The organism is Streptomyces sp. NPDC015125 (assembly GCF_043080045.1).
Lineage (GTDB): Bacteria > Actinomycetota > Actinomycetes > Streptomycetales > Streptomycetaceae > Streptomyces.
Window position 1 is genome coordinate 380,425 of record NZ_JBIBVF010000001.1, and the last position, 20,472, is coordinate 400,896.

20 protein-coding genes and 1 pseudogene are annotated in these 20,472 nt (G+C 71.0%); 11 read left to right on the forward strand and 10 right to left on the reverse strand.

Annotated elements, in window-relative coordinates; all coding sequences use genetic code 11:
* Positions 1 to 15 precede the first annotated feature (15 nt).
* The 5 genes from ACF088_RS01590 (at position 16) to ACF088_RS01610 (ending at position 5,915) form a co-directional block, all read left to right on the forward strand.
* Positions 16 to 954 carry a cellulose-binding protein gene (locus tag ACF088_RS01590; RefSeq protein WP_159470065.1) on the forward strand — a complete coding sequence of 313 codons (939 nt, stop codon included), beginning with the start codon at positions 16 to 18 and terminating at the stop codon, positions 952 to 954.
* A gap of 198 nt (positions 955 to 1,152) precedes the next feature.
* On the forward strand, positions 1,153 to 2,196 hold the full coding sequence (locus ACF088_RS01595; protein WP_392373367.1) for an ABC transporter ATP-binding protein: 1,044 nt from the start codon (positions 1,153 to 1,155) through the stop codon (positions 2,194 to 2,196).
* Positions 2,197 to 2,199: 3 nt separating this feature from the next.
* A complete protein-coding gene (locus tag ACF088_RS01600) occupies positions 2,200 to 2,973 on the forward strand; it encodes an ABC transporter permease (protein ID WP_392373368.1) in 774 nt (257 codons plus the stop codon).
* Positions 2,974 to 3,291: 318 nt separating this feature from the next.
* On the forward strand, positions 3,292 to 4,575 hold the full coding sequence (locus ACF088_RS01605) for an ABC transporter ATP-binding protein (protein ID WP_392373369.1): 1,284 nt from the start codon (positions 3,292 to 3,294) through the stop codon (positions 4,573 to 4,575).
* Complete coding sequence (locus ACF088_RS01610) at positions 4,572 to 5,915, forward strand: ABC transporter permease (protein WP_392373370.1); 1,344 nt, start codon at positions 4,572 to 4,574, stop codon at positions 5,913 to 5,915. The genes ACF088_RS01605 and ACF088_RS01610 overlap by 4 nt, the downstream gene beginning before the upstream one ends.
* Positions 5,916 to 5,997: 82 nt before the next feature.
* Here the strand turns inward: ACF088_RS01610 and ACF088_RS01615 are convergent, their stop codons facing one another.
* Positions 5,998 to 6,345, reverse strand: coding sequence for an ATP/GTP-binding protein (locus ACF088_RS01615; RefSeq protein WP_392373371.1), 348 nt, complete (start codon positions 6,343 to 6,345; stop codon positions 5,998 to 6,000).
* 186 nt (positions 6,346 to 6,531) lie between these two features.
* Here ACF088_RS01615 and ACF088_RS01620 point away from each other — a divergent pair, with 186 nt between their 5' ends.
* Positions 6,532 to 7,581: an LLM class flavin-dependent oxidoreductase gene (locus tag ACF088_RS01620; protein WP_392373372.1), complete on the forward strand. Its 1,050-nt coding sequence runs from the start codon at positions 6,532 to 6,534 to the stop codon at positions 7,579 to 7,581.
* 214 nt (positions 7,582 to 7,795) lie between these two features.
* Here ACF088_RS01620 and ACF088_RS01625 read toward each other — a convergent pair whose 3' ends face one another.
* Complete coding sequence (locus ACF088_RS01625) at positions 7,796 to 8,188, reverse strand: SCO5389 family protein (RefSeq protein ID WP_030080104.1); 393 nt, start codon at positions 8,186 to 8,188, stop codon at positions 7,796 to 7,798.
* Between the two features lie 249 nt (positions 8,189 to 8,437).
* Between ACF088_RS01625 and nucS the strand changes: the two genes are divergently transcribed.
* A complete protein-coding gene (gene nucS, locus ACF088_RS01630; RefSeq protein ID WP_042148800.1) occupies positions 8,438 to 9,100 on the forward strand; it encodes an endonuclease NucS in 663 nt (220 codons plus the stop codon).
* Between the two features lie 120 nt (positions 9,101 to 9,220).
* On the opposite strand, the gene ACF088_RS01635 is transcribed toward nucS, so the two are convergent.
* The 4 genes from ACF088_RS01635 to ACF088_RS01650 form a co-directional block, all read right to left on the reverse strand.
* A complete protein-coding gene (locus ACF088_RS01635; protein WP_392373373.1) occupies positions 9,221 to 11,941 on the reverse strand; it encodes an ATP-binding protein in 2,721 nt (906 codons plus the stop codon).
* Positions 11,942 to 12,272: 331 nt separating this feature from the next.
* Complete coding sequence (locus ACF088_RS01640) at positions 12,273 to 12,596, reverse strand: STAS domain-containing protein (protein WP_086718276.1); 324 nt, start codon at positions 12,594 to 12,596, stop codon at positions 12,273 to 12,275.
* Positions 12,597 to 12,743: 147 nt separating this feature from the next.
* Positions 12,744 to 13,592 carry a 3-hydroxyacyl-CoA dehydrogenase family protein gene (locus ACF088_RS01645; RefSeq protein ID WP_392373374.1) on the reverse strand — a complete coding sequence of 283 codons (849 nt, stop codon included), beginning with the start codon at positions 13,590 to 13,592 and terminating at the stop codon, positions 12,744 to 12,746.
* A gap of 155 nt (positions 13,593 to 13,747) precedes the next feature.
* Positions 13,748 to 13,921, reverse strand: coding sequence for a hypothetical protein (locus tag ACF088_RS01650; RefSeq protein ID WP_392373375.1), 174 nt, complete (start codon positions 13,919 to 13,921; stop codon positions 13,748 to 13,750).
* 84 nt (positions 13,922 to 14,005) lie between these two features.
* Here ACF088_RS01650 and ACF088_RS01655 point away from each other — a divergent pair.
* Together ACF088_RS01655 and ACF088_RS01660 are read left to right on the forward strand one after the other, a co-directional pair.
* Positions 14,006 to 14,324: pseudogene (locus tag ACF088_RS01655) on the forward strand (ABC transporter permease); the annotation flags it as partial.
* A 10-nt stretch (positions 14,325 to 14,334) separates the two neighbouring features.
* Positions 14,335 to 14,907, forward strand: a complete 573-nt coding sequence (locus ACF088_RS01660) for a cob(I)yrinic acid a,c-diamide adenosyltransferase (RefSeq protein WP_168481394.1) — start codon at positions 14,335 to 14,337, stop codon at positions 14,905 to 14,907.
* Positions 14,908 to 14,955: 48 nt separating this feature from the next.
* On the opposite strand, the gene ACF088_RS01665 is transcribed toward ACF088_RS01660, so the two are convergent.
* Entirely contained in the window at positions 14,956 to 15,543 is a 588-nt protein-coding gene (locus ACF088_RS01665; protein ID WP_392373376.1) for a hypothetical protein, read from the reverse strand.
* A gap of 108 nt (positions 15,544 to 15,651) precedes the next feature.
* On the opposite strand from ACF088_RS01665, the gene ACF088_RS01670 reads away from it, so the two are divergent.
* Positions 15,652 to 16,950 carry a sensor histidine kinase gene (locus ACF088_RS01670; protein WP_392373377.1) on the forward strand — a complete coding sequence of 433 codons (1,299 nt, stop codon included), beginning with the start codon at positions 15,652 to 15,654 and terminating at the stop codon, positions 16,948 to 16,950.
* Positions 16,947 to 17,639: a response regulator gene (locus ACF088_RS01675; protein WP_392373378.1), complete on the forward strand. Its 693-nt coding sequence runs from the start codon at positions 16,947 to 16,949 to the stop codon at positions 17,637 to 17,639. Before ACF088_RS01670 ends, ACF088_RS01675 begins: the two co-directional genes overlap by 4 nt.
* Before the next feature lie 304 nt (positions 17,640 to 17,943).
* On the opposite strand, the gene ACF088_RS01680 is transcribed toward ACF088_RS01675, so the two are convergent.
* From ACF088_RS01680 to atpD, 3 genes are all read right to left on the reverse strand, one after another.
* The gene (locus ACF088_RS01680) at positions 17,944 to 18,387 is read right to left on the reverse strand and encodes a DUF2550 domain-containing protein (RefSeq protein ID WP_392373379.1); all 444 of its coding nucleotides are present in this window, start codon (positions 18,385 to 18,387) and stop codon (positions 17,944 to 17,946) included.
* A gap of 148 nt (positions 18,388 to 18,535) precedes the next feature.
* Complete coding sequence (locus tag ACF088_RS01685; RefSeq protein WP_392373380.1) at positions 18,536 to 18,919, reverse strand: F0F1 ATP synthase subunit epsilon; 384 nt, start codon at positions 18,917 to 18,919, stop codon at positions 18,536 to 18,538.
* Positions 18,920 to 19,026: 107 nt separating this feature from the next.
* Positions 19,027 to 20,469: a F0F1 ATP synthase subunit beta gene (gene atpD / locus ACF088_RS01690; RefSeq protein WP_392373381.1), complete on the reverse strand. Its 1,443-nt coding sequence runs from the start codon at positions 20,467 to 20,469 to the stop codon at positions 19,027 to 19,029.
* Positions 20,470 to 20,472: the final 3 nt, after the last annotated feature.

A 20,472-nucleotide genomic window follows, 5' to 3' on the forward strand; every position in this document is an offset into this window, starting at 1 on the left:
TTCGACAGGAACCCCATGAGCGACACTTCCTCCCCCTTCGGCTTCGAGCTCGTGCGGCGTGGGTACGACCGCGGTCAGGTGGATGACCGCATTACGAAGCTCGTCGCCGATCGCGACAGCGCGCTGGCCCGCATCACGTCGCTGGAAAAGCGGATCGAGGAGCTGCACCTCGAAACGCAGAACGCCCAGGCGCAGGTCAATGACGCCGAACCGTCCTACGCGGGCCTCGGTGCGCGTGTGGAGAAGATCCTCCGCCTCGCCGAAGAGGAGGCGAAGGATCTGCGCGAAGAGGCCCGCCGGGCCGCCGAGCAGCACCGTGAGCTGGCCGAGTCGGCCGCCCAGCAGGTCCGTAACGACGCCGAGCAGTTCGCCACCGACCGGAAGGCGAAGGCGGAGGACGAGGGCGCCCGGATCGTCGAGAAGGCCAAGGGCGAGGCGGCCACGCTGCGCTCCGAGGCGCAGAAGGACGCGCAGTCCAAGCGCGAGGAGGCGGACTCCCTCTTCGAGGAGACCCGTGCCAAGGCCGCGCAGGCCGCAGCCGACTTCGAGACCAACCTCGCCAAGCGCCGTGAGCAGTCCGAGCGCGATCTGGCCTCGCGTCAGGCCAAGGCCGAGAAGCGGCTCGCGGAGATCGAGCACCGCGCCGAGCAGCTCCGCCTGGAGGCCGAGAAGCTGCGGACGGACGCGGAGCGCCGGGCCCGCCAGACGGTGGAGACCGCGCAGCGCCAGGCCGAGGACATCGTGGCGGACGCCAACGCCAAGGCGGATCGTATCCGTAGCGAATCCGAGCGCGAGCTGGCGGCGCTGACCAACCGCCGCGACTCGATCAACGCCCAGCTGACCAACGTCCGCGAGATGCTGGCGACGCTGACCGGTGCGGCGGTGGCCGCGGCCGGCGCCCCCGGCGAGGACGAGACCGCCTCCCGCGGCGTCCCCGCCCAGCAGACCCGCTGACCTCCCCCAGCCATCGCTGGGAGGTACCCCCACCCGCAGCTGACGCCGGGTGGTGCCCCTCAGGCGGGTTTCGAACCGGTCCGGACCGCGCCCCCGTACCGCCTCTGCGGCGGTACGGGGGCGCGGTGCGTACGGGGGGTCAGCCGGGCGGCCCCGCACCGGTGGCAGGGGCCACGGAGCGGGCCTAGCGTGCTGTACATGATCGAGCTCGAAGGGCTGACCAAGCATTACGGCGACAAGGTCGCCGTGGACCACCTCACCTTCACGGTGCGGCCCGGTATCGTCACCGGCTTCCTCGGCCCCAACGGCGCGGGCAAGTCGACGACCATGCGGATGATGCTCGACCTGGACAACCCGACGTCGGGCACGGTCCGGATCAACGGCAGGCACTACCGCCAGCTGCGGGATCCGCTGACGTACATCGGGGCGCTGCTGGAGGCGAAGTCGGTGCACGGCGGCCGGCGCGCCGCCAACCATCTGCTGTGTCTGGCGCAGAGCAACGGCATTCCCCGCAGACGGGTCGGCGAGGTGCTGGACACCGTGGGGCTGAGCACGGTCGCCAAGAAGCGGACGAACGGCTTCTCGCTCGGTATGAGCCAGCGGCTCGGCATCGCCGCGGCGCTGCTCGGCGATCCGCAGGTGCTGCTCTTCGACGAGCCGGTCAACGGGCTCGACCCCGAAGGCATCCACTGGATCCGCACGCTCATGCAGAACCTCGCGGCCCAGGGCCGCACCGTTTTCGTCTCCTCTCATCTGATGAGCGAGATGGCGCTGACCGCCGAGCACCTGATCGTCATCGGGCAGGGCCGGCTGATGGCGGACACCTCGATGAAGGACTTCATCCACCAGAACTCGCGGTCCTATGTCCGGATGCGGTCCCCGGAGCAGGAGAAGCTGCTGGATCTGCTGCACGCCGAGGGCATGCAGGCGGTGGCGGCCGGCAACGGCTCGCTGGAGGTCGACGGGGTACCCGCGGAGCGGCTGGGCGAACTGGCCGCCGCACATCAGCTGGTGCTCCATGAGCTGAGCCCCCAGCAGGCGTCCCTGGAAGAGGCGTTCATGCAGCTGACGGCGGAGTCGGTGGAGTACCACGCGCACGGCGGCGAACCGGTGCCGGCGCAGGCCGGCGGGTGGTCGCCGGCGGCGCGGCTCCCGGAAGAGCCGCAGCCGGCCGGGGCACGGCCGGGAGAGCCGCAGCCGACCGGCTGGGGCGCAAACTGGCAGAAGAAGAAGAGGAGCTGACGGATGGCGGCGGTCGGGCAGGTCATTCGGTCGGAGTGGACCAAGATCAGGTCGGTGCGGTCCACGGTGTGGACGCTGGGCATCGCCGTCGTGGTCACCGTGGGGCTGGGTGTGGTGATCTGCAGCCTGACCAGCAGCGACTTCAACTCGATGCCGGCCAGGGCCCGGCTGGCGTTCGACGCCACCAACATCAGCTTTGCCGGGATGGGGCTGGGCCAGCTCGCAATGATCGTCTTCGGGGTGCTGGTGGTGTCGAACGAGTACAGCACCGGCATGATCCGCGCCTCGCTGGCGGCCGTACCGCAGCGCGGCACCTTCCTGTTCTGCAAGCTGCTGGTGGCCACCGCGCTGGTCTTCGTCGTCGGCCTGGCGACCAGCTTTGTGACGTTCTTCGCCGGGCAGTCGGTGCTGGGCGATCTCCGGGCGCATATCGGTGATCCGGGTGTGCTGCGCGCGGTGATCGGCGGCGGGCTCTATATGACGCTGATCGCGCTGTTCTCGATGGCGGTGGCCACCATGCTGCGCAGCCCGATGCTTTCGCTGGGCATTCTGATGCCGTTCTTCTTTCTCATTTCCAACATTCTCGGAAATGTCACGGCGACCCGGAAAATCGGCCGCTTTCTGCCGGACCAGGCGGGTTCGAAGATCATGCAAGTGGTGACGCCCGCCAACAGCGATGTGCCATACGGCCCGTGGGGCGGGCTGGCCATCATGATCGCCTGGACGGCCGCGGCACTCGTCGGCGGGTTCGTACTCCTGAAAAGGCGCGACGCATAGCGCATCACACATAGCGCATAGCGCATCGCGCATAGCGGAGAATGCAACTCCCGTCCGGATCCGCGTCCCGTCCGCGTCCCGTCCGCGTCCCGTCCCCTGGCAGCTCGGCCGCACCGGGCGCCCCTCGCCGGCCGCAGGCGCAACGGGGAGACCGCGAGGCTGCCGAACCGCCGAACCGCGAGACGGCAAATCCGGAGCCCGGCGGGGCAGTCGGGAGCATGAGGAATTGACGGGAACCGTCAACGGCCGGATAGCCTCCTAACCCTCACGGGGGCACGAGGGCGCCTCTGCCCCGACCATCTCGCGAGGGGCGGAGAATTGATCGAGGCAGTCGGCCTGACGAAGCGCTACGGCGCCAAGACGGCCGTGTACAACCTGTCGTTCCAGGTAAGGCCGGGCACGGTGACCGGCTTCCTGGGGCCCAACGGCTCCGGTAAGTCGACCACCATGCGCATGATTCTGGGCCTGGACGCACCGACCTCGGGGCGGGCCACCATCGCCGGCCGACCCTTCCGCAGCCTCCCCAACGCTCCGCGCCAGGTGGGCGCGCTGCTCGATGCCAAGGCCGTGCACGGCGGCCGCAGCGCGCGCCAGCATCTGCTCTCGCTCGCCCAGCTGTCCGGTATTCCCGCCCGCCGGGTCGACGAGGTACTGGGGGTGGTCGGTCTGCAGGACGTCGCAGGGCGGCGTTCCAAGGGCTTCTCGCTCGGGATGGGCCAGCGGCTGGGCATCGCCTCGGCCCTGCTCGGCGATCCGCAGGTGCTGCTCTTCGACGAGCCGGTCAACGGCCTCGACCCCGAAGGCATCCTGTGGGTGCGCAATCTGATGAAGCAGCTGGCGGCCGAGGGCCGTACGGTCTTCGTCTCCTCGCATCTGATGAGCGAAATGGCGCTGACCGCCGAGCACTTGATCGTGATCGGCCGTGGACAGCTGATGGCGGACATGCCGGTCAAGGACTTCATCTCGGCCAACTCCGCCGATTTCGCCCGGGTTCGTACGCCGGAGACCGAGCCGGAACAGCGCGAAAAGCTGACCGCCGCGATCGGTGAGGCCGGCGGGCAGGTTGCGCCCGAGCCGGACGGGGCGCTGCGGGTGACCGGGCTGCCGCTCCCCCGTATCAGCGATCTCGCGCACCAGGCCGAGGTCCGGCTGTGGGAGCTGTCGCCGCACCAGGCGTCGCTGGAAGAGGCGTATATGCAGCTGACGCAGGGCGCCGTGGACTACCGCTCGACAAACGACCAGCGGGCAGGTCTCCAGGGCGCCCCCGCCGGGTACGCCCCGCCGGGCGCCGCACCGCAGGGGTTTGCGGGCGGACCCGGATATCCGGGCGGTCAGCCGGCAACGGCCGGTGTTCCCGGCCAGGGGCAGCCGAATCCGTACACCCGGCAAGATCCGTACGCGCAGCAGGATCCGTACGTCCAGCAGGCGCCCGGGGCCGCTCCGGGGCCGGGCTATCCGCCGCCGGCGCAGGCTCAAGGTCACCCGTACGGGTCACCCGAGTCCTACGGCGCACCCCACCCGTACGGGCAGCAGCCCGCCGCGCCGATGCCGCCCGCCGCCCGCGCCGACCAGCCCACGCCGCACCACGAGGACGCCCGATGACCAGCCCTCAGCAGCCGCAGCCTGAGCGCGGATCCCACGACACCGGCGCGCAGCAGCAGCCGATGCCGGCCGCGCCCCCGATGCCGCCCGCCGCACCGCCGGCCGCACCGCAGCAGCAGGGCGCCCCGCCCCAGGCACAGCCCGCCGGTCCGGAGCAGCCCACGCAGCAGCCGGCGCCACAGCAGCACGCGCCCGCTAAGGAGGCCGGCACGATGATGCTCCAGGCCCAGCAGGCCCCCGGACAGCCCGCACCCGCCAAGGAAGCGGGCACGATGATGCTCCAGGCCCAACAGGCCCCCGGGCAGCCCGCACCGGCCCAAGAGGCGGGCACCATGACGCTCCAGGCCCAGCAGGCTCCGCAGCCCCAGCAGCCCCAGCAGGTGCCCGTGCCGCAGCCGCTCGCCGCACACGGACCGGGCAAGGACGCGGGCACGATGATGCTCCAGGCCCAGGGTCAGGCACCGGCCCAGGCCCAGGGCCAGGCCCCGCGGCCTCCCGCCCAGCCGCATCCCCAGCAGGCCTACGACGGCGGACCGAGCGGCTACGTCTCGCCCATCCCGGTGCGCCCCACCCACCTCGGCCATGCACTGCTCTCCGAGTGGACAAAGATCCGCTCCGTGCAGTCGACGCTCTGGACGGCGGGCGTGATGATCCTCCTGACGGTGGGCATCGGCCTGCTGACGGGCTCGGTCGTCGCCGGGCACAGCGACACGCTCGGCCCCGACTCACCCCTGAGCTATGGCACCTTCGGGATGATGATGGGCCTGATCCCCCTGATCACGCTGGGCGTGCTGGTGATCTCCTCCGAGTACGGCACCGGAATGGTCCGCAGCACCCTCACGGCCTGCCCGGCCCGCGCCCGGATCCTGACCGCCAAGGCGATCGTCTTCTTCATCCTGAGCTTCGTCCTCGCCCTGGTGACCACGACCGTGGTGGCCGTCGCGCAGTACTCCATGGTCAGCGGCCTGGAGATCAAGAACGAACCGACCGGAGCGGACTGGTTCCAGGCCACGGTGGGGGTGAGCCTCTTCGTCGCCATGATCGGGCTGCTCTCGCTGGCCGTCGGCGCCCTGCTGCGGCACTCCGCGGGCGCGATCACGCTCATGATCGGCGTCTATCTGCTGCCGTTGGTGCTGGCGATCTTCATGCAGGCGGAGAGCCTCAAGGACATCCAGATCTGGCTGCTGGAGTACGCGCTCCCCAACCAGCTCGGCGTGATGTTCAGCAGCAACCTCATCAACTCCGGCCCGTCCGGCTGGGACCCCCTGTGGATCGTCACGGGCCTGACGGCCGTCACCCTCGGTGCCGCCTACGCGGTCATCAACAAGCGCGACGTCTGAGCCGGTCCGTCCGCACCGGCGCCCCCGGGCGCCGAGGAGCGGGCAGGACGTCGCCCTGAGCCCCGAAGAGGGAGTATCTGCCCTAGTAACGGGGCGCATTCCGGGACCGCTGGAGCCGCGCGCTCCGGCGGTCCCGTGCGTTCCAGCACGCCTTGTGCCAGTGCCTGCGGTCGTCGACGTCGCCGTGCTGCGGCCAGGCGACCACATGCGGGACCCCGGGCGGGATCTCCTGGTCGCAGCCGGGGCAGCGGTAGTGCTTGGCCGCGCCGCCGCCTCCGACGTGCCGCACGACCCAGTCCTCGCCGCGCCACTCCTCGCTGGTCTCCCAGCCACCGCTGCCGGGAGGTGCCCCCATCCGGCCGTAGTGGTCACCGCCCGGGCGGTCGATGGGCTTCGCACCGCCGTGCTGGCGGTTTCGGCGCGGGGACACAGAGCACCTCGGATATGTACGGAGTCACGGGCTGTCACCAGCGTACGCGGCGCGGTCAGGGGCGGACGCCGCTCGGCAGGATTCTGCGATCATCAGGAAATTTCGCGTCAGGCCGTGCCCTTGACACGTGTCACACGTTGTTGCCTGTAAGGGGGAGTCGCGTCGGCTGCGAGGAGGCAGAGAGCGATGCGCGTTGGGGCTTTCATCCTGGCCGCTCAATTCCCCGGTCAGGGACAGGGGGAAGCACTGCACCGCGCGGTGCGCTCCGCGGAGGTCGCGGAGGAGGCCGGACTCGACGATGTCTGGCTGGCGGAACACCACTTCGTACCCTATGGCGTCTGCCCGAATGCGGCGACGCTGGCCGGGCTGCTGCTGGGCCGGACCCGCAGGATCGGCGTCGGGACGGCGGTGAGCGTGCTGCCGACCCAGCATCCGGTGGCACTCGGTGAGCAGGCGGCGCTGCTGCATCTCACCTCCGACGGGCGCTTCACGCTCGGCGTCGGCAGGGGCGGTCCATGGGTCGATCTGGAGGTGTTCGGTTCCGGACTCGAAGCGTATGACCACGGCTTCCCGGAATCGCTCGATCTGCTGATGCGCTGGCTGCGGGAGCCCCGGGTCGGCGCGCAGGGCGAGCGCTATACGTTCCGCGAAGTGGCGGTGGTACCGCGTCCGGCCGAGGCGCTGACCGATCCGGACGATCCGGGAGCCGGGCCTCCGGGCCCGCCGGTCGTGGTCGCCTGTACCTCCCCCTCGTCGGTGCGCACGGCCGCCGCGCGCGGGCTGCCGATGCTGCTGGGCATGCACTGCGGCGACGAGGAGAAGGCGGAGATGGTCGCGCTGTGGCGGGCGGCCGCGCGGGAGGCCGGGCTGGACGGCGACGAGGTGGCCGCGGCCGGGCATGTCTCGGCCGGCGTCGTGCAGATCGCCGACGACCGCGAGGCCGCGCGGGAGACCCTGACGAAGGCGATGCCCGGCTGGCTGCGGCAAGGCCTGGGCGCCCATGTGACGGTCGACGGCCGCTATCGCGCGATGCGCGATCCGCTGGCCTATACGGAGTTGCTGTGCGGGCTGCATCCCGTCGGTCCGCCGCAGTTGTGCGCGGACCGGCTGGCGGCGACCTCGGAGCGTACGGGCATCACACGCTTCGCGCTGCTCGTCGAGGGTTCCGGCGATCTTGCGGCGACGGAGGAGAACGTCCGCCGGCTGGGCACGGAGGTGTTGTCGCAGCTGGCGTGACCGGGCCCGGTACGGCAGACGGCATAGGGACGTCGTATTCGGACGTCGTGTGCGGATGCCGCGCGCGGGCGACGGTGACGGTGCCTGCGATGCGGTGGTGCGATGGCGCGAGGGCGCCGTACGAGGGAGCGGTCGTCCTGCTGTGAGTGGTGCTGCCGCTGGCGCACCGGCACGGTGCGGGTCACCACCGTGTGCGCAGCGGCAGCAACTCCGTTCAGCAGTCGCGGAGTTCGGGCGACTGGTTCAGCAGCTGACCCCGGATGGACGTGAAACGGGCCAGTCGATCGTCCACCACCGGGTCGAGCGGGAAAACCGCGACACGGTGGCAGTTCTGAAAGGCGAGCCGCACACCGAAGTGGCGCTCGAGCGAACCACGGATGGCGTCGCTCGCCAGCGCACGCAGCAGTTGGCCGCGCGCCTGCTCGTCCGGCGGCGGCGTCTGATTGTCGGCGAACTCTCCGCCGTCCACCTTCAGCTGGGCCACCAGAGAGCTGATCATCCCCCATGCATAGGGCAGGGAGGTCCGGACGCAGTCGACAAATGCGGCTTCGTCGACCTCGCCTCGCTCGGCCTGTTCGAGGAGGGCCGGTGAGACGTCGAGCGACATGAGGTTCTCCTCTCGCGGACCCGCCGGGACGGACGGGGCCTAGGGACGGGACTAGGGGCTTTGCGACGGAGCGTGTTCGCTTCACAACCCCCCGCTGTAACGGTATGCCGCACAAGAGGCCCGCACCAGGAGATTGCACATACAACCGGCCATTGGTGAGCGCCGGGGGTGCGGGGATTTCCCCCGTAAAGGCACAGTGATCCAGGGCGAATCGCGTGGGGGGCCTCCGGTCGAGTAGCGTTTCGCCCCATGCGTCTCGTCATCGCCCGCTGCTCCGTGGACTACGCGGGCCGGCTCACCGCCCATCTCCCCTCGGCCCCTCGCCTCATCCTGGTGAAAGCGGACGGCTCCGTCTCCATTCACGCGGACGACCGGGCCTACAAACCCCTCAACTGGATGTCGCCGCCCTGCACTCTCAAGGAGGGCGACGGGGAGGTGTGGACGGTCGAGAACAAGGGGGGCGAGAAGCTGATCATCACCCTTGAGGAGGTCATGCACGACTCCTCGCACGAGCTCGGCGTCGACCCGGGACTCATCAAGGACGGGGTGGAGGCGCACCTCCAGGAGCTGCTCGCGGACCGGATCGAAACCTTGGGCGAGGGATACTCGCTGATTCGGCGTGAATACCCCACTGCCATCGGCCCGGTGGATATCTTGTGCCGGGACGCCGACAACCAGACCGTCGCCGTCGAGATCAAGCGGCGTGGTGAGATCGACGGAGTCGAGCAGCTCACCCGCTATCTCGAACTCCTCAACCGTGACCCGCACTTGGCGCCGGTGAAGGGCATCTTCGCGGCGCAGGAGATCAAGCCGCAGGCGCGGGTGCTGGCCACCGACCGCGGTATCGGCTGCGTCGTCCTGGACTATGACGCGCTGCGTGGCATCGAGGACGACAAGCTCCGGCTGTTCTGACGCCCCGTGCGGCCCCGGGAGCGGCGGCCGCCGGTACGCACACAGTGTGAGGGCCCGGTACGTGTACCGGGCCCTCACACTGTCTGCTGCCCGGCCGTCGGCCGGGATGTTGCGGGGCCGTCAGGCGGCCGGGGCGCTCTGCGTACCGGAGTCGGAGGGAGCCGTTCCGTTCGACGGTGTGCCGGCGCCCGTCGCGGGTGATCCGCCGGACGGAGTGGTGCCACTGCCGCCGGAGGAGCTGCCGGAGGGCGTGGTGCCACGACCACTGGAGGAGCTGCCGGAGGGGTGGGCGGCCGACTGCGACGGGCTCTGTGTCGTCGGCTTGCCCGTGCCGGGGTCGTCCGTGGGCGTCGGATCCGGCGACGGGTCCGTCGGGTCGTCCGTCGGCGTCGGGTCCGTCGGGTCGTCGGTCGGCGGGCGCGTATGGGTCGGCCGGCCGGTGGGCGTGGTGGGGCGCCCGGTCGGCTCGGTCGGGCCGGTCGTGGGGCCCGTGGGCCCGGTGCCGGGGTCGGTGGGCGAGGCGCTGGTGGCGGGGCCGCTGGTCGACGGGGACGGGCTCGCGGAGTGGGCGGGGGTGCCGGGCCGGGAGGTGCCGGGGCCGGTGGGCGGCAGGCTGGAGCCCGTAGCGGGCTGTTCGGCCGGCAACTCGCTGCTGTCGCCGTCGTCCGTGGTCTGTTCCGTGCTGACCTTGTCGTCGTGCGGGTGGTCACCGCCCGTCGCCCCGAGGGTGACGACGGTGCCGAGGACGGCCGCCAGCAGTGCGCCGGCGCCCGCGGCCACGACATTGCGGCGCGCCCCGCCGAACACCCGCAGCGTGCCCTTGCCGGTCTTGGCGCCGCTCCCGGTCACGGCCGGGACGTCCGTGGTGGCGGCGCTCGCCGAGGCGCCCCGGGCGACGATCGTGGCCGCGGTCCCCTCGGCGCGTGCCGCCCGCAGCTTGGCGGTCGAGGCGCCGTCGCGCGGTGTGGCGGCCGGCTTCTTCAGCGCGCCCGGTGACGATACGGAGGACGCGGCGGCCGCTTGCGGGAGCACCGTGGTGGCCGCCGCGGCCGCTTCGGCCCGCGAACGGTCGGTGACCAGCGCCAGGGCCCGCCGTCCGGCCACCGCGCCATTGCGGTCGGAGAGCACCCCGCGCAGCCCGATGGACGCCTCCAGCTCGGCGCGCGCCCGGTCCAGGCTGCCGGTGCACAGTGCCAGGACTCCCAGTTCGTGGTGGAAGTAGGCCTCTTCGGCGACCTCCCCGGCCAGCCGCGCGGCCTCCTGGCCGTGCCGCAGGCTGCGCTCCCACGCGTTCCACTGCAGGGCGGCGGCGAACGCCGGGGCGGCCGTACGGGCGAGCAGCACGGCCGCGCTGGCGTGCCCGCTCTCCCGGCTTCCGGTCAGTGCACCCATGGCTGCCAGTGCCACATCGGACTCGGCGGCGGCCCGCTCGGGCGTGACCGAGGGGTGACCGGCCCACCAGGCGTAGTGCTGAGCGGCGGTGTGCGCCCGTGCGGCGGCGCCCTCCGCGTAACCGGCCGCCTCCAACTGCTCCTGGACGGTGGCGGCGAGCCGGTAGTGACTGCCGACCGGGGTGATCAGGCCGCAGGCCAGCAGCTCGCCGAGGGCGGCGTCCGCGTGGGTGTCCTGGGTGAGGGCCGGCAGATGCGCCTGGTGGGGCAGCTCGCCGCCGAGGGCGACGGCGAAGCGCAGCGTCTCCTGGGCGGCGGCGCCCAGCCGCGAGGCGAGCAGCGGGGCGGGGGCGGCGGCCTCGCCGAGGGACGGCAAGGGCACCTCGGCCTGCTCACCGGGTTCGGCGGCGGCGTCGGCCGCGGTGCCGGTGTCGGTGCCGGCAGCGGTGCCGCCGTCGGCCGATGTGCCGGTGCCGACCGATGTGCCGGTGCCGGCCGCCCCCTCCTCGGGGAAGAGGCCGTAGCCGTCGTCGAGGGCCCCCGGTGCACCCCGCATCCGGTCCCGCTGCCGCAGCAGGGCGGCGGCCTGGACGAAGCGCAGCGGCAGCCCCTCGGACTCGAACCAGAGGTCGGCGGACCAGGCCTCCTCGTCGTCGGTGAGCGGCCGGTCCACGGCGCGCTCCAGCAGCCGGGCGCAGCCGGTGCGGCCGAGACCGCCGAGGAAGACCTCTTCGAGGTGCGAGCCGGGACTGGGGGCCGCGACGTCGGGAGTGGCGGCGATCAGGAAGGCGCACTCGGGGGTGGCGTCGAGCAGTTCGTCGAGCGCGGCGCCGCCGAATTCCAGGTCGTCCAGGACGACGATGGCGCCGATCTCGGCGATCCTGCGCAGCAGTTCGGGCCGGTCGGGTCGGTGCTGCGGGGCCCGGTAGACGGCGGCGAACAGCCCGTACAGCAGGTCGGTGGCGGTGCGGTGGTAGCCGGAGAGCCGGATGACGCCGTCGGGGGCGAGGTCGGCGCAGGCGGTGGCGACGGCGTCCAGCAGCCGGGTGCGGCCCGAGCCGGAGGGACCGGTGACGCGTACCGAGCGGCCGCGGGAGAGCAGCCGGACCAGGCGTTCGGTGTCCTCGGTGCGCTCTTCGAGCACGGCCTGGTGTCCGGCGGACCCGGGCGGGCCCGGGGGCACCGGGGGTGCGGCGGCACGGGCGGCCGCGGCGCGTTCCGGCGGGTCGAGCCTGCCGGGGGCCTCGGGACGCTCCCCGGGCGGGCAGGGCTCTATTTCGCTGCCGTCGACGGGGTTGACGGTGACGAGGTAGGCGCCCGAGACGAGCCGGACGACGCGGGCGAGTCCGCCTGAGCCGCTCCGCGCGCCGCCGAACGCGGGGGCCGGCGGCTCGGCAGGGCTGCCCTGCTCGCCGTACTCCTCAGGTCCCCGGTGGGTGTTCGGGTCCATGCTGCAAGCTCCCAGATCTGGCGTGCCGACTGCGCTTCCGGCCGTCCGCACTCCCCCGGCTCCGGCAGGTCGTCCTCAGCCGTCGCGTCTGGTCCGGTGCCCGCCGCGGATGACGACATACGGGCGGGAACCGAACCTTAGACCTGGAGAGCGGGCCGGTGCACCGCCGGGGGCCGGTCCTGACCGGAACTTCCTGGATTGGTCGGTATCACGCGGTTTGCGACATTTCTCGCTCTCGGCTCTTCAGCCTTCGTCACGCTTTGGGTGCGATCCTGATCGCCCGGGGGCCCGGACGCGCGTGCGGGCCACCGGGCGGCTCCCCGCGCCTGTCTCACACCCGGGGAAGCGATTCCGCTTCGATGCCACCCTCGATGGCGAGGATGCGGTGCAGCCGGGTGGCGACGAGCAGGCGCTGCATCTGGGGCGGCACTCCGCGCAGCACCAGCCTGCGGCCCACCCGGCCGGCGCGGCGGTGCGCGCCCATGATCACGCCGAGGCCGGTGGCGTCCCAGGAATCCAGCTCGGTCAGGTCCAGCACGAGATCGCCCCGACCGGAGTCGACGGCGGCGTGCAGGGCCGTACGGGCGTCCGCCGCGCTGCGGACGTCGAGGCGGCCCCCGACAACCAGCTCGGCGTGGTCGCCCCTGATGTGCATATGCGCTCCCCGATGTCATGGGTGGTGACGCCTGGACGTCTACAGAACTGACTGCCTCTCATGCGGCGAGGTTGCCGCCTGTAAGCGAACCGATACCGAATTCACCCCTCGGGGCGACACCGTCGGCCCGAGGGGGCTGACGCGGCCTCAGTGCTCGTAGAAGCCCTGCCCACTCTTGCGACCGATATCGCCCGCATCGACCATTCGCCGCATGATCTCCGGCGGTGCGAACTTCTCGTCCTGGGACTCGGTGTAGATGTTGTCGGTGGCGTGCAGCAGGATGTCGACGCCCGTCAGGTCGGCGGTGGCCAGCGGTCCCATCGCATGGCCGAAGCCCAACTTGCAGGCGGTGTCGATGTCCTCGGCGCTGGCCACGCCCGATTCGTAGAGCTTGGCGGCCTCGACGACCAGCGCCGAGATCAGGCGCGTGGTGACAAAGCCGGCCACATCGCGGTTGACGACCACGCAGGTCTTGCCGACCGACTCGGCGAACTGCCGGGCGGTGGCGAGGGCTTCGTCGCTGGTCTTGTAGCCGCGGACCAGCTCGCACAGCTGCATCATCGGCACCGGCGAGAAGAAGTGCGTGCCGACGACCCGCTCGGGACGGGAGGTGACCGCGGCGATCTTGGTGATCGGGATGGCCGAGGTATTGGAGGCCAGTACCGCCTCGTCCTTGACGAGCTTGTCCAGCGACTGGAAGATCTCGCGCTTGACGTCGATCCGCTCGAAGACGGCCTCGACGACGATATCGGCGTCGGCGGCGGCCTCCAGGTCGGTCGTGGTGGTGATGCGGGCCAGCGCCTGCTCGGCGTCGGCCGCCGACAGCTTGCCCTTGGCGACGAACTTCTCGAACGAGGCCTCGATACCGCCCTTGCCCCGGGCCAGCGCCCCGTCCGTCACATCGCGAAGAACCACGTCCCAGCCCGCCTGGGCGGAGACCTGCGCGATACCGGACCCCATGAGTCCGGCCCCGATGACGGCGAGCTTCTTTGCCACTGCTGTCCCCTCACACCCTGTGCATTTGACGGTCCTGGGTGACGTTAGCGCTCGTAAGCGATCGTTTGGAGGGTAAGAGATGCGCGTCACGTCTCAGATGACGGACGTCACACCGACGGGGCCTTTGGGCGGGGCGCGATCCGGACAGCCCGCCGTCAGTCGGTCACCCGTACGGCGTAGTTGAGGACCTTCTCCCCCAGCAGTTCCGCCATCTCATCGAGGAGAACGAGGGCATCGCGGGAGGCCTCGGCGGGCTTGCGTCCCGCGAGCATCTGCTGGGCGATCCAGCCCATCAGACTCTGGTGCACCCAGCCGATCTGGCCCGCCATCAGGCCCGGCAGCGGTCGTCGGCGGGGGCGCCGGTCTCCCCCCGGAGGGTTTCCTCCAGGTTGAGGTGGGGCTGCTGCCGCAGGTACCAGGCGGTGCTGCTGGTGCTGGCCGCGCCGGCCATGGGGCAGCGGGCACCGCTGCCCGGCATCCACATCGGCTTTGCGTGCATCGCCTGCTGACCGTGGCGCCGGCCTCGCTGTCGTACGCGCCGGCGCTGGGGCCCAAGTGGCTCGATGTGCTCTCGCACTTCATGCCGTTCCGCTACCTCGTGGACGCGGTGCGGGGGCGTTCGTCGGCTCCTACGCCTCCTCGGCGATGCTCTACGGCGTGCTGGTGGCGGCCGCCTTCGCCACGCTCTCCGTGACCTATTGCACCCGGGCCTTGCGCAGGTCCGCGGCGTAGGCTCGCCCCCATGGTGAATCTGACGCGCATCTACACCCGCACCGGCGACAAGGGCACCACCGCCCTGGGCGATATGAGCCGTACCGCCAAGACGGATTCGCGGATCTCGGCGTATGCGGACGCCAACGAGGCCAACGCGGCGATCGGCGTCGCCCTGGCGCTCGGTTCGCTCCCCGAGGACGTCGCGGCGGTGCTGCTGCGGGTGCAGAACGACCTGTTCGACGTCGGCGCGGATCTGTCGACACCGGTGGTGGAGAACCCCGAATTCCCGCCGCTGCGCGTCGAGCAGAGCTATATCGACAAGCTGGAGGCCGACTGCGACCGCTTCCTGGCGGAGCTGGAGAAGCTGCGCAGCTTCATCCTTCCCGGCGGTACGGCCGGCGCCGCGCTGCTGCACCAGGCGTGCACGGTCGTCCGCCGCGCGGAGCGCTCGACCTGGGCCGCCTTCGAGGAGCACGGCGAGACCATGAACCCACTGACGGCCACGTACCTCAACCGCCTCTCCGACCTCCTGTTCATCCTGGCCCGTACGGCCAACAAGGAGGTCGGGGACGTGCTGTGGGTGCCCGGCGGAGAGCGCTGAGCGGCGGGGAGCCCTGAGCGGCGGCCTGCCGGACGGCGCGGACGCGGCCTAGCGGAGCGTCTTCTGCTCCGGCCGGGCCGCTTCCTCGGGGACCGCAGTCCGGCCGCGGGGGTCCTTCTTCTGCCAGACGAGGTAGCTCAGCGCGATCAGGCCGTGGATGCTGACGATCTTCAGTGAGGTGCCCTGCCACTCGCGCAGCGAGGTGGTGTCACCGCCGGCACCCACGTACCAGATCGCGGCCTGCAGCAGCCCGCACGCGACCACCGCCATCACCACCGTGCGCAGCCACAGCTTCCCTTCGTGCTTGACGCGGGCCATGCCGTAGCCCGGCTTGGCCGGCGGCGGGCCGCCCGCGAAGCGGTGCGCGAAGTGCCCGTCGACCCACTTGATCGTGTAGTGGCCGTAGGCGACCGTGAAGCCGATGTAGACGGCGGCCAGCCCGTGCTTCCAGTCCGCCGGTGCGCCGTTCTTCAGGTCGATCGCCGTGACGATCAGCAGGACCAGCTCCAGCAGCGGCTCCATCAGGAGCACCGCCGCACCGGTCCGCGGCATCTTGGCCAGGTAACGCAGCGCCAGGCCGAGGGCCAGCAGCACCCAGAAACCGACCTCGCAGGCGATGATCAGCACGACGATCACGGCGTCTCCTTTCAGGGCTCTCCACCGAACACCTCAAGCCTTCCAGCGGCCGCCGCCCGCCACGTCGTCGCGCGCGATGATCCGGGACTGCATCTTTCGATGTAGCGCATGGCTGACGGGGATCCCCCGGACGTGGAGGCAGCGGGCCCCCGCGCCGTGTTTGATGGAGGGGTGACCGCCAGATCCCCCGCCGCCCCCGGCCGGCCGCACCGTCTCGATGTGCTCATCGCGGGCGGCGGTCTGCTCGGCGGGCTGCTGCTCTGGGCGATGAATCTGCACGGCGGGCCCTCGCATCTGGGGCTGCCCCCCTCGCTCACCCTGGTCGCGCTCACCGCGATGTCGGTGGCGGAGCTGATGCGCCGTACGGCGCCGATGACGGCGCTGGCCCTAGCGGTGCCGGCCCTGGCGCTGGACATCGGTGCCGGCACCTTGGTCGCCACCGTCCTGATGTTCACGGACGTGGTCTATGCGGCGGTGCTCTACGGACCGGCGAACGCGGCCCGCCGGATCCCGCTGCACTCCGTCCTGGTCACCGTCCTGTCGGCCATCGCACTGACCGCGGCCTGGCAGAACCCGCAGGTCGTGTTGGTCATCATCAGCATCGCGCTGGTCACCATCGCCCCGGCCTGGACCGGCATCATCATCCGTAATCACCGCGAGGCCGCGCAGGCCGCACAGCTGCGGGCCGAGCAGATCGCGCTGCTGGCCGAGATCGACCGGACGCAGGCCGTGGTCGGCGAGCGGGCACGGATGGCACGCGAGCTGCACGACATGGTCGCCAACCATCTGTCCGCCATCGCCATCCACTCCACCGCCGCGCAGTCCATCGACGACCCGTCGGCGACCCGCGAGGCACTCGGGGTGATCCGGGAGAACAGCGTGCAAGGTCTGGCCGAAATGCGCCGTCTCATCGGGCTGTTGCGGGACCCGAAGACGGCCGACCGGGACGAGGAGCCCGCCGCGACCCCCACGCTCGACGGGCTGGACGCCCTGATCGACCAGGCCCGTACGAGCGGCGGCAGCAGCGGACTGACCTTCGAGCTGGAGGACGCCCGGAGCCCGGACGGGCCCGGAGCCGGTCCGAAGCCCACGGCGCCGGTCGCGCTGGCCGCGTACCGCATCGTCCAGGAGTCGCTGACCAACGCGCTCAAGCACGCCGCGCCCGGCCAGGTGCGGGTGCGCATCGCCCATGACCGCGGCGGGGCGCTCACCGTCGCCGTCCGCAGCCCGTTCGCCGACCGTCCCGGCCCCCGTGCGCCCGGTTCCGGCACCGGCCTGGTCGGGATGCGCGAGCGGACCGCCCTGCTGGGCGGAGCATTCGAGGCCGGCCCGGAGAGCGGGCCGGCCGGCAGAGTCTGGCTGGTGCGGGCAGCGTTGCCCGCCGCCGAGGAGGAAGAACAACGATGACAGGCGCCGACGCGCAGCCGATCCGGGTTCTCGTCGCCGAGGACCAGTCCGCCGTACGGGCCGGGCTGGTCCTCATCCTGCGCTCAGCCCCCGACATCGAGGTGGTCGGGGAGGCCGAGGACGGCGAGGAGGCGGTACGGCTCGCCCGCGAGCTGCGGCCCGCCCTCGTCCTCATGGACATCCAGATGCCCCGCCTCGACGGGGTCTCCGCCACCCGGCAGGTGGTCTCCGAGAAGCTGGCGGACGTGCTGGTGCTGACCACCTTCGACCTGGACGAATATGTCTTCGGGGCGCTACGCGCGGGGGCGGCGGGCTTTCTCCTCAAGGACAGCGACGCGGCCGCGCTGCTGACCGCGGTGCGTACCGTGGCGTCCGGCGAGGGGCTGATCGCTCCGGCGGTGACCCGGCGGCTGATCGCGGAGTTCGCCAGCCCGCGTACGGCCCTCCGGCGGCCTGCCCGGGACGGCGAGGCACCGGATCCGGCGGTCCTGGACGCGCTGACGCCACGCGAGCGGGAGGTGCTGGGGTGTCTGGGGCGGGGGCTGTCGAACGCCGATATCGCGCTGCGGCTGGCCATGGCGGAGGCCACCGTGAAAACACATGTCAGCCGGCTGCTGGCAAAGCTGGATCTGCGCAGCCGGGTGCAAGCGGCCGTACTGGCACAGGAGTTGGGAGTGGACGGGCCGTAGGAGGGCGGGCCCGCAGAGGGGTGCGACCGTACGTACGGGACGGGACGGGACCGGCCGGAGGAGGACGGGAGGGGCCGGCGCCGTAGGCGGACGGGACTGCCCGTAGGCGGACGGGACTGCCCGTAGGCGGACGGGACTGCCCGTAGGGGGCCACCGCACACATCCCGTAGGGGATGCACGGCCCCCTTGCAGGGCCACAACGCGGCGGGGTCAGAGCCTCTTCCCCTGGCCCCCCGATTCAGGCCACATTGACCCTCCCCCAGACTTCGTCCGGGGGTACCCCCATCCAGCGAGGGGCGTTTTTCTAGGCCACATTGACCCTCTGGCCGGGCGGTGCCGCCTCCAGCCAGGCGAGGAAGCCGGTGAGCGCATCCTCGCTCATCGCCAGCTCCAGGCGGGTACCGCGGTGCCGGCAGGCGAGCACGACGGAGTCGGAGAGCAGCGCCAGCTCTTCCTCACCCTGCGGGGTGCGCCGCTCCAGGACCTCGATGGCGGAGCGCTCCAGGAGACGGCGCGGCCGGGGCGCGTACGAGAACACCCGGAACCATTCGACCCGGTCGCCGTTGTAGCGCGACACACCGTAGATCCAGCCCTTGCCACCGGTCTCGTTCTCCGGCACGTGCCAGCGCAGACTGCAGTCGAAGGTGCCACCGGACCGCTGGATGAGCCGCCGCCTCAGTCCGAAGACGAACAGCCCCAGCAGCACCAGTACCACGACCACGCCGCTCACAAGCAGAGCGAGGACCATCTCGACCGACCTCCTCGCCTCGATGGGGGTTCCCCCGCGCCGGTCGGGCGTGGAGGAGAGTAACGCATCTGCATTGCCTCAGCCGCGGGCCGCTCCGGACAACTCCGGGCAGCCCGCGGCTGAGGATCGATCTCGTCGGTGACGGGGCTCAGTGAACGCCCGTCACCGCACGCAGCCGGACATCGGCGCGACGCTCGGCGACCTCGTCGGCCGCCGACTTCGCTCGCTCCAGGGCCCGCTCCGCGCGCTGGACATCGATCTCGTCCGACAGTTCCGCGATCTCCGCGAGCAGAGACAGCTTGTTGTCGGCGAACGAAATGAAGCCGCCGTGCACCGCGGCGACGACGGTGCCGTCCCCGCTCTCGCCGGTCGTACGAATCGTCACCGGGCCCGACTGCAGCACGCCGAGCAGCGGCTGGTGTCCGGGCATGACGCCGATGTCGCCCGACGAGGTGCGCGCGACGACCAGGCTGGCCTTGCCGGACCAGACCTGACGGTCCGCGGCGACCAACTCGACGTGCAGCTCAGCCACGATGGCTCCTCGGGTCTCCACCTGCCTGGCTCGGCAGATGTTGGGTCAAATACTAGTGGTCGTAGGGACCGGGGGCGGCCAGGGCCGCCCCCGGGACCGTGCCGGGGTCAGGAGACGCCCAGCTCCTTGGCATTGGCCTTCAGGTCCTCGATGCCACCGCACATGAAGAACGCCTGCTCGGGGAAGTGGTCGTAGTCACCGTCCGCGATCGCGTTGAACGCGGTGATCGACTCGTCGAGCGAGACGTCCGAGCCGTCGACACCGGTGAACTGCTTCGCCACGTGGGTGTTCTGCGACAGGAACCGCTCGATACGACGGGCGCGGTAGACGGTGAGCTTGTCTTCCTCGCCGAGCTCGTCGATGCCCAGGATGGAGATGATGTCCTGGAGGTCCTTGTACTTCTGCAGGATCGTCTTGACGCGCGAGGCGCAGTCGTAGTGGTCCTGCGAGATGTAGCGGGGGTCCAGGATGCGGGACGTCGAGTCCAGCGGGTCGACCGCCGGGTAGATGCCCTTCTCCGAGATCGGGCGCGACAGCACGGTCGTCGCGTCCAGGTGGGCGAAGGTGGTGGCCGGCGCCGGGTCGGTCAGGTCGTCCGCGGGGACGTAGATCGCCTGCATCGAGGTGATCGAGTGACCACGCGTCGAGGTGATGCGCTCCTGGAGGAGACCCATCTCGTCGGCCAGGTTCGGCTGGTAACCCACCGCGGAGGGCATCCGGCCGAGCAGGGTCGACACCTCGGAACCCGCCTGGGTGTACCGGAAGATGTTGTCGATGAAGAAGAGCACGTCCTGCTTCTGCACATCGCGGAAGTACTCCGCCATGGTCAGACCGGCCAGGGCGACGCGGAGACGGGTGCCCGGCGGCTCGTCCATCTGACCGAAGACCAGCGCGGTCTTGTCGATGACGCCGGACTCCGTCATTTCCTCGATGAGGTCGTTGCCCTCACGGGTGCGCTCGCCGACACCGGCGAACACCGACACACCGTCGTGGTTGTTGGCCACGCGGTAGATCATTTCCTGGATCAGAACGGTCTTGCCGACACCGGCACCACCGAACAGACCGATCTTGCCGCCCTTGACGTACGGGGTCAGCAGGTCGATGACCTTGACGCCGGTCTCGAACATCTCGGTCTTGGACTCGAGCTGGTCGAAGCTCGGAGCCTTGCGGTGGATCGCCCAGCGCTCGGTGACCTCGGACGCCGCCTCCGGCTTGTTCAGGATCTCACCGAGGGTGTTGAACACCTTGCCCTTGGTGATGTCACCGACGGGGACGGTGATCCCGGTGCCGGTGTTGGTCACCGTGGCCTGGCGGACCAGACCGTCGGTGGGCTGCATGGAGATCGCGCGGACCAGGCCATCGCCCAGGTGCTGGGCGACCTCGAGGGTCAGGGTCTTGAGCTTGCCCTGCTCGGCCGGGTCGGCGACCTCGACGGTCAGCGCGTTGTAGATGTCCGGCATCGCGTCGACGGGGAACTCCACGTCGACGACCGGGCCGATGACCCGGGCGACGCGGCCCGTTGCCGTGGCCGTTTCAACAGTGGTGGTCATAGT

Bases quoted from the DNA above. Each gene is read 5' to 3' on its own strand.
- ACF088_RS01670 (WP_392373377.1), top strand. From the start codon at position 15,652: ATGGCTGACGGGGATCCCCCGGACGTGGAGGCAGCGGGCCCCCGCGCC.
- ACF088_RS01600 (WP_392373368.1), top strand. From the start codon at position 2,200: ATGGCGGCGGTCGGGCAGGTCATTCGGTCGGAGTGGACCAAGATCAGG.
- ACF088_RS01610 (WP_392373370.1), top strand. From the start codon at position 4,572: ATGACCAGCCCTCAGCAGCCGCAGCCTGAGCGCGGATCCCACGACACC.
- ACF088_RS01625 (WP_030080104.1), bottom strand. From the start codon at position 8,188: ATGTCGCTCGACGTCTCACCGGCCCTCCTCGAACAGGCCGAGCGAGGC.
- ACF088_RS01650 (WP_392373375.1), bottom strand. From the start codon at position 13,921: ATGGCGGGCCAGATCGGCTGGGTGCACCAGAGTCTGATGGGCTGGATC.
- ACF088_RS01595 (WP_392373367.1), top strand. From the start codon at position 1,153: ATGATCGAGCTCGAAGGGCTGACCAAGCATTACGGCGACAAGGTCGCC.
- ACF088_RS01675 (WP_392373378.1), top strand. From the start codon at position 16,947: ATGACAGGCGCCGACGCGCAGCCGATCCGGGTTCTCGTCGCCGAGGAC.
- ACF088_RS01635 (WP_392373373.1), bottom strand. From the start codon at position 11,941: ATGGACCCGAACACCCACCGGGGACCTGAGGAGTACGGCGAGCAGGGC.
- ACF088_RS01660 (WP_168481394.1), top strand. From the start codon at position 14,335: ATGGTGAATCTGACGCGCATCTACACCCGCACCGGCGACAAGGGCACC.
- ACF088_RS01620 (WP_392373372.1), top strand. From the start codon at position 6,532: ATGCGCGTTGGGGCTTTCATCCTGGCCGCTCAATTCCCCGGTCAGGGA.
- ACF088_RS01590 (WP_159470065.1), top strand. From the start codon at position 16: ATGAGCGACACTTCCTCCCCCTTCGGCTTCGAGCTCGTGCGGCGTGGG.
- nucS (WP_042148800.1), top strand. From the start codon at position 8,438: ATGCGTCTCGTCATCGCCCGCTGCTCCGTGGACTACGCGGGCCGGCTC.
- atpD (WP_392373381.1), bottom strand. From the start codon at position 20,469: ATGACCACCACTGTTGAAACGGCCACGGCAACGGGCCGCGTCGCCCGG.
- ACF088_RS01640 (WP_086718276.1), bottom strand. From the start codon at position 12,596: ATGCACATCAGGGGCGACCACGCCGAGCTGGTTGTCGGGGGCCGCCTC.
- ACF088_RS01680 (WP_392373379.1), bottom strand. From the start codon at position 18,387: ATGGTCCTCGCTCTGCTTGTGAGCGGCGTGGTCGTGGTACTGGTGCTG.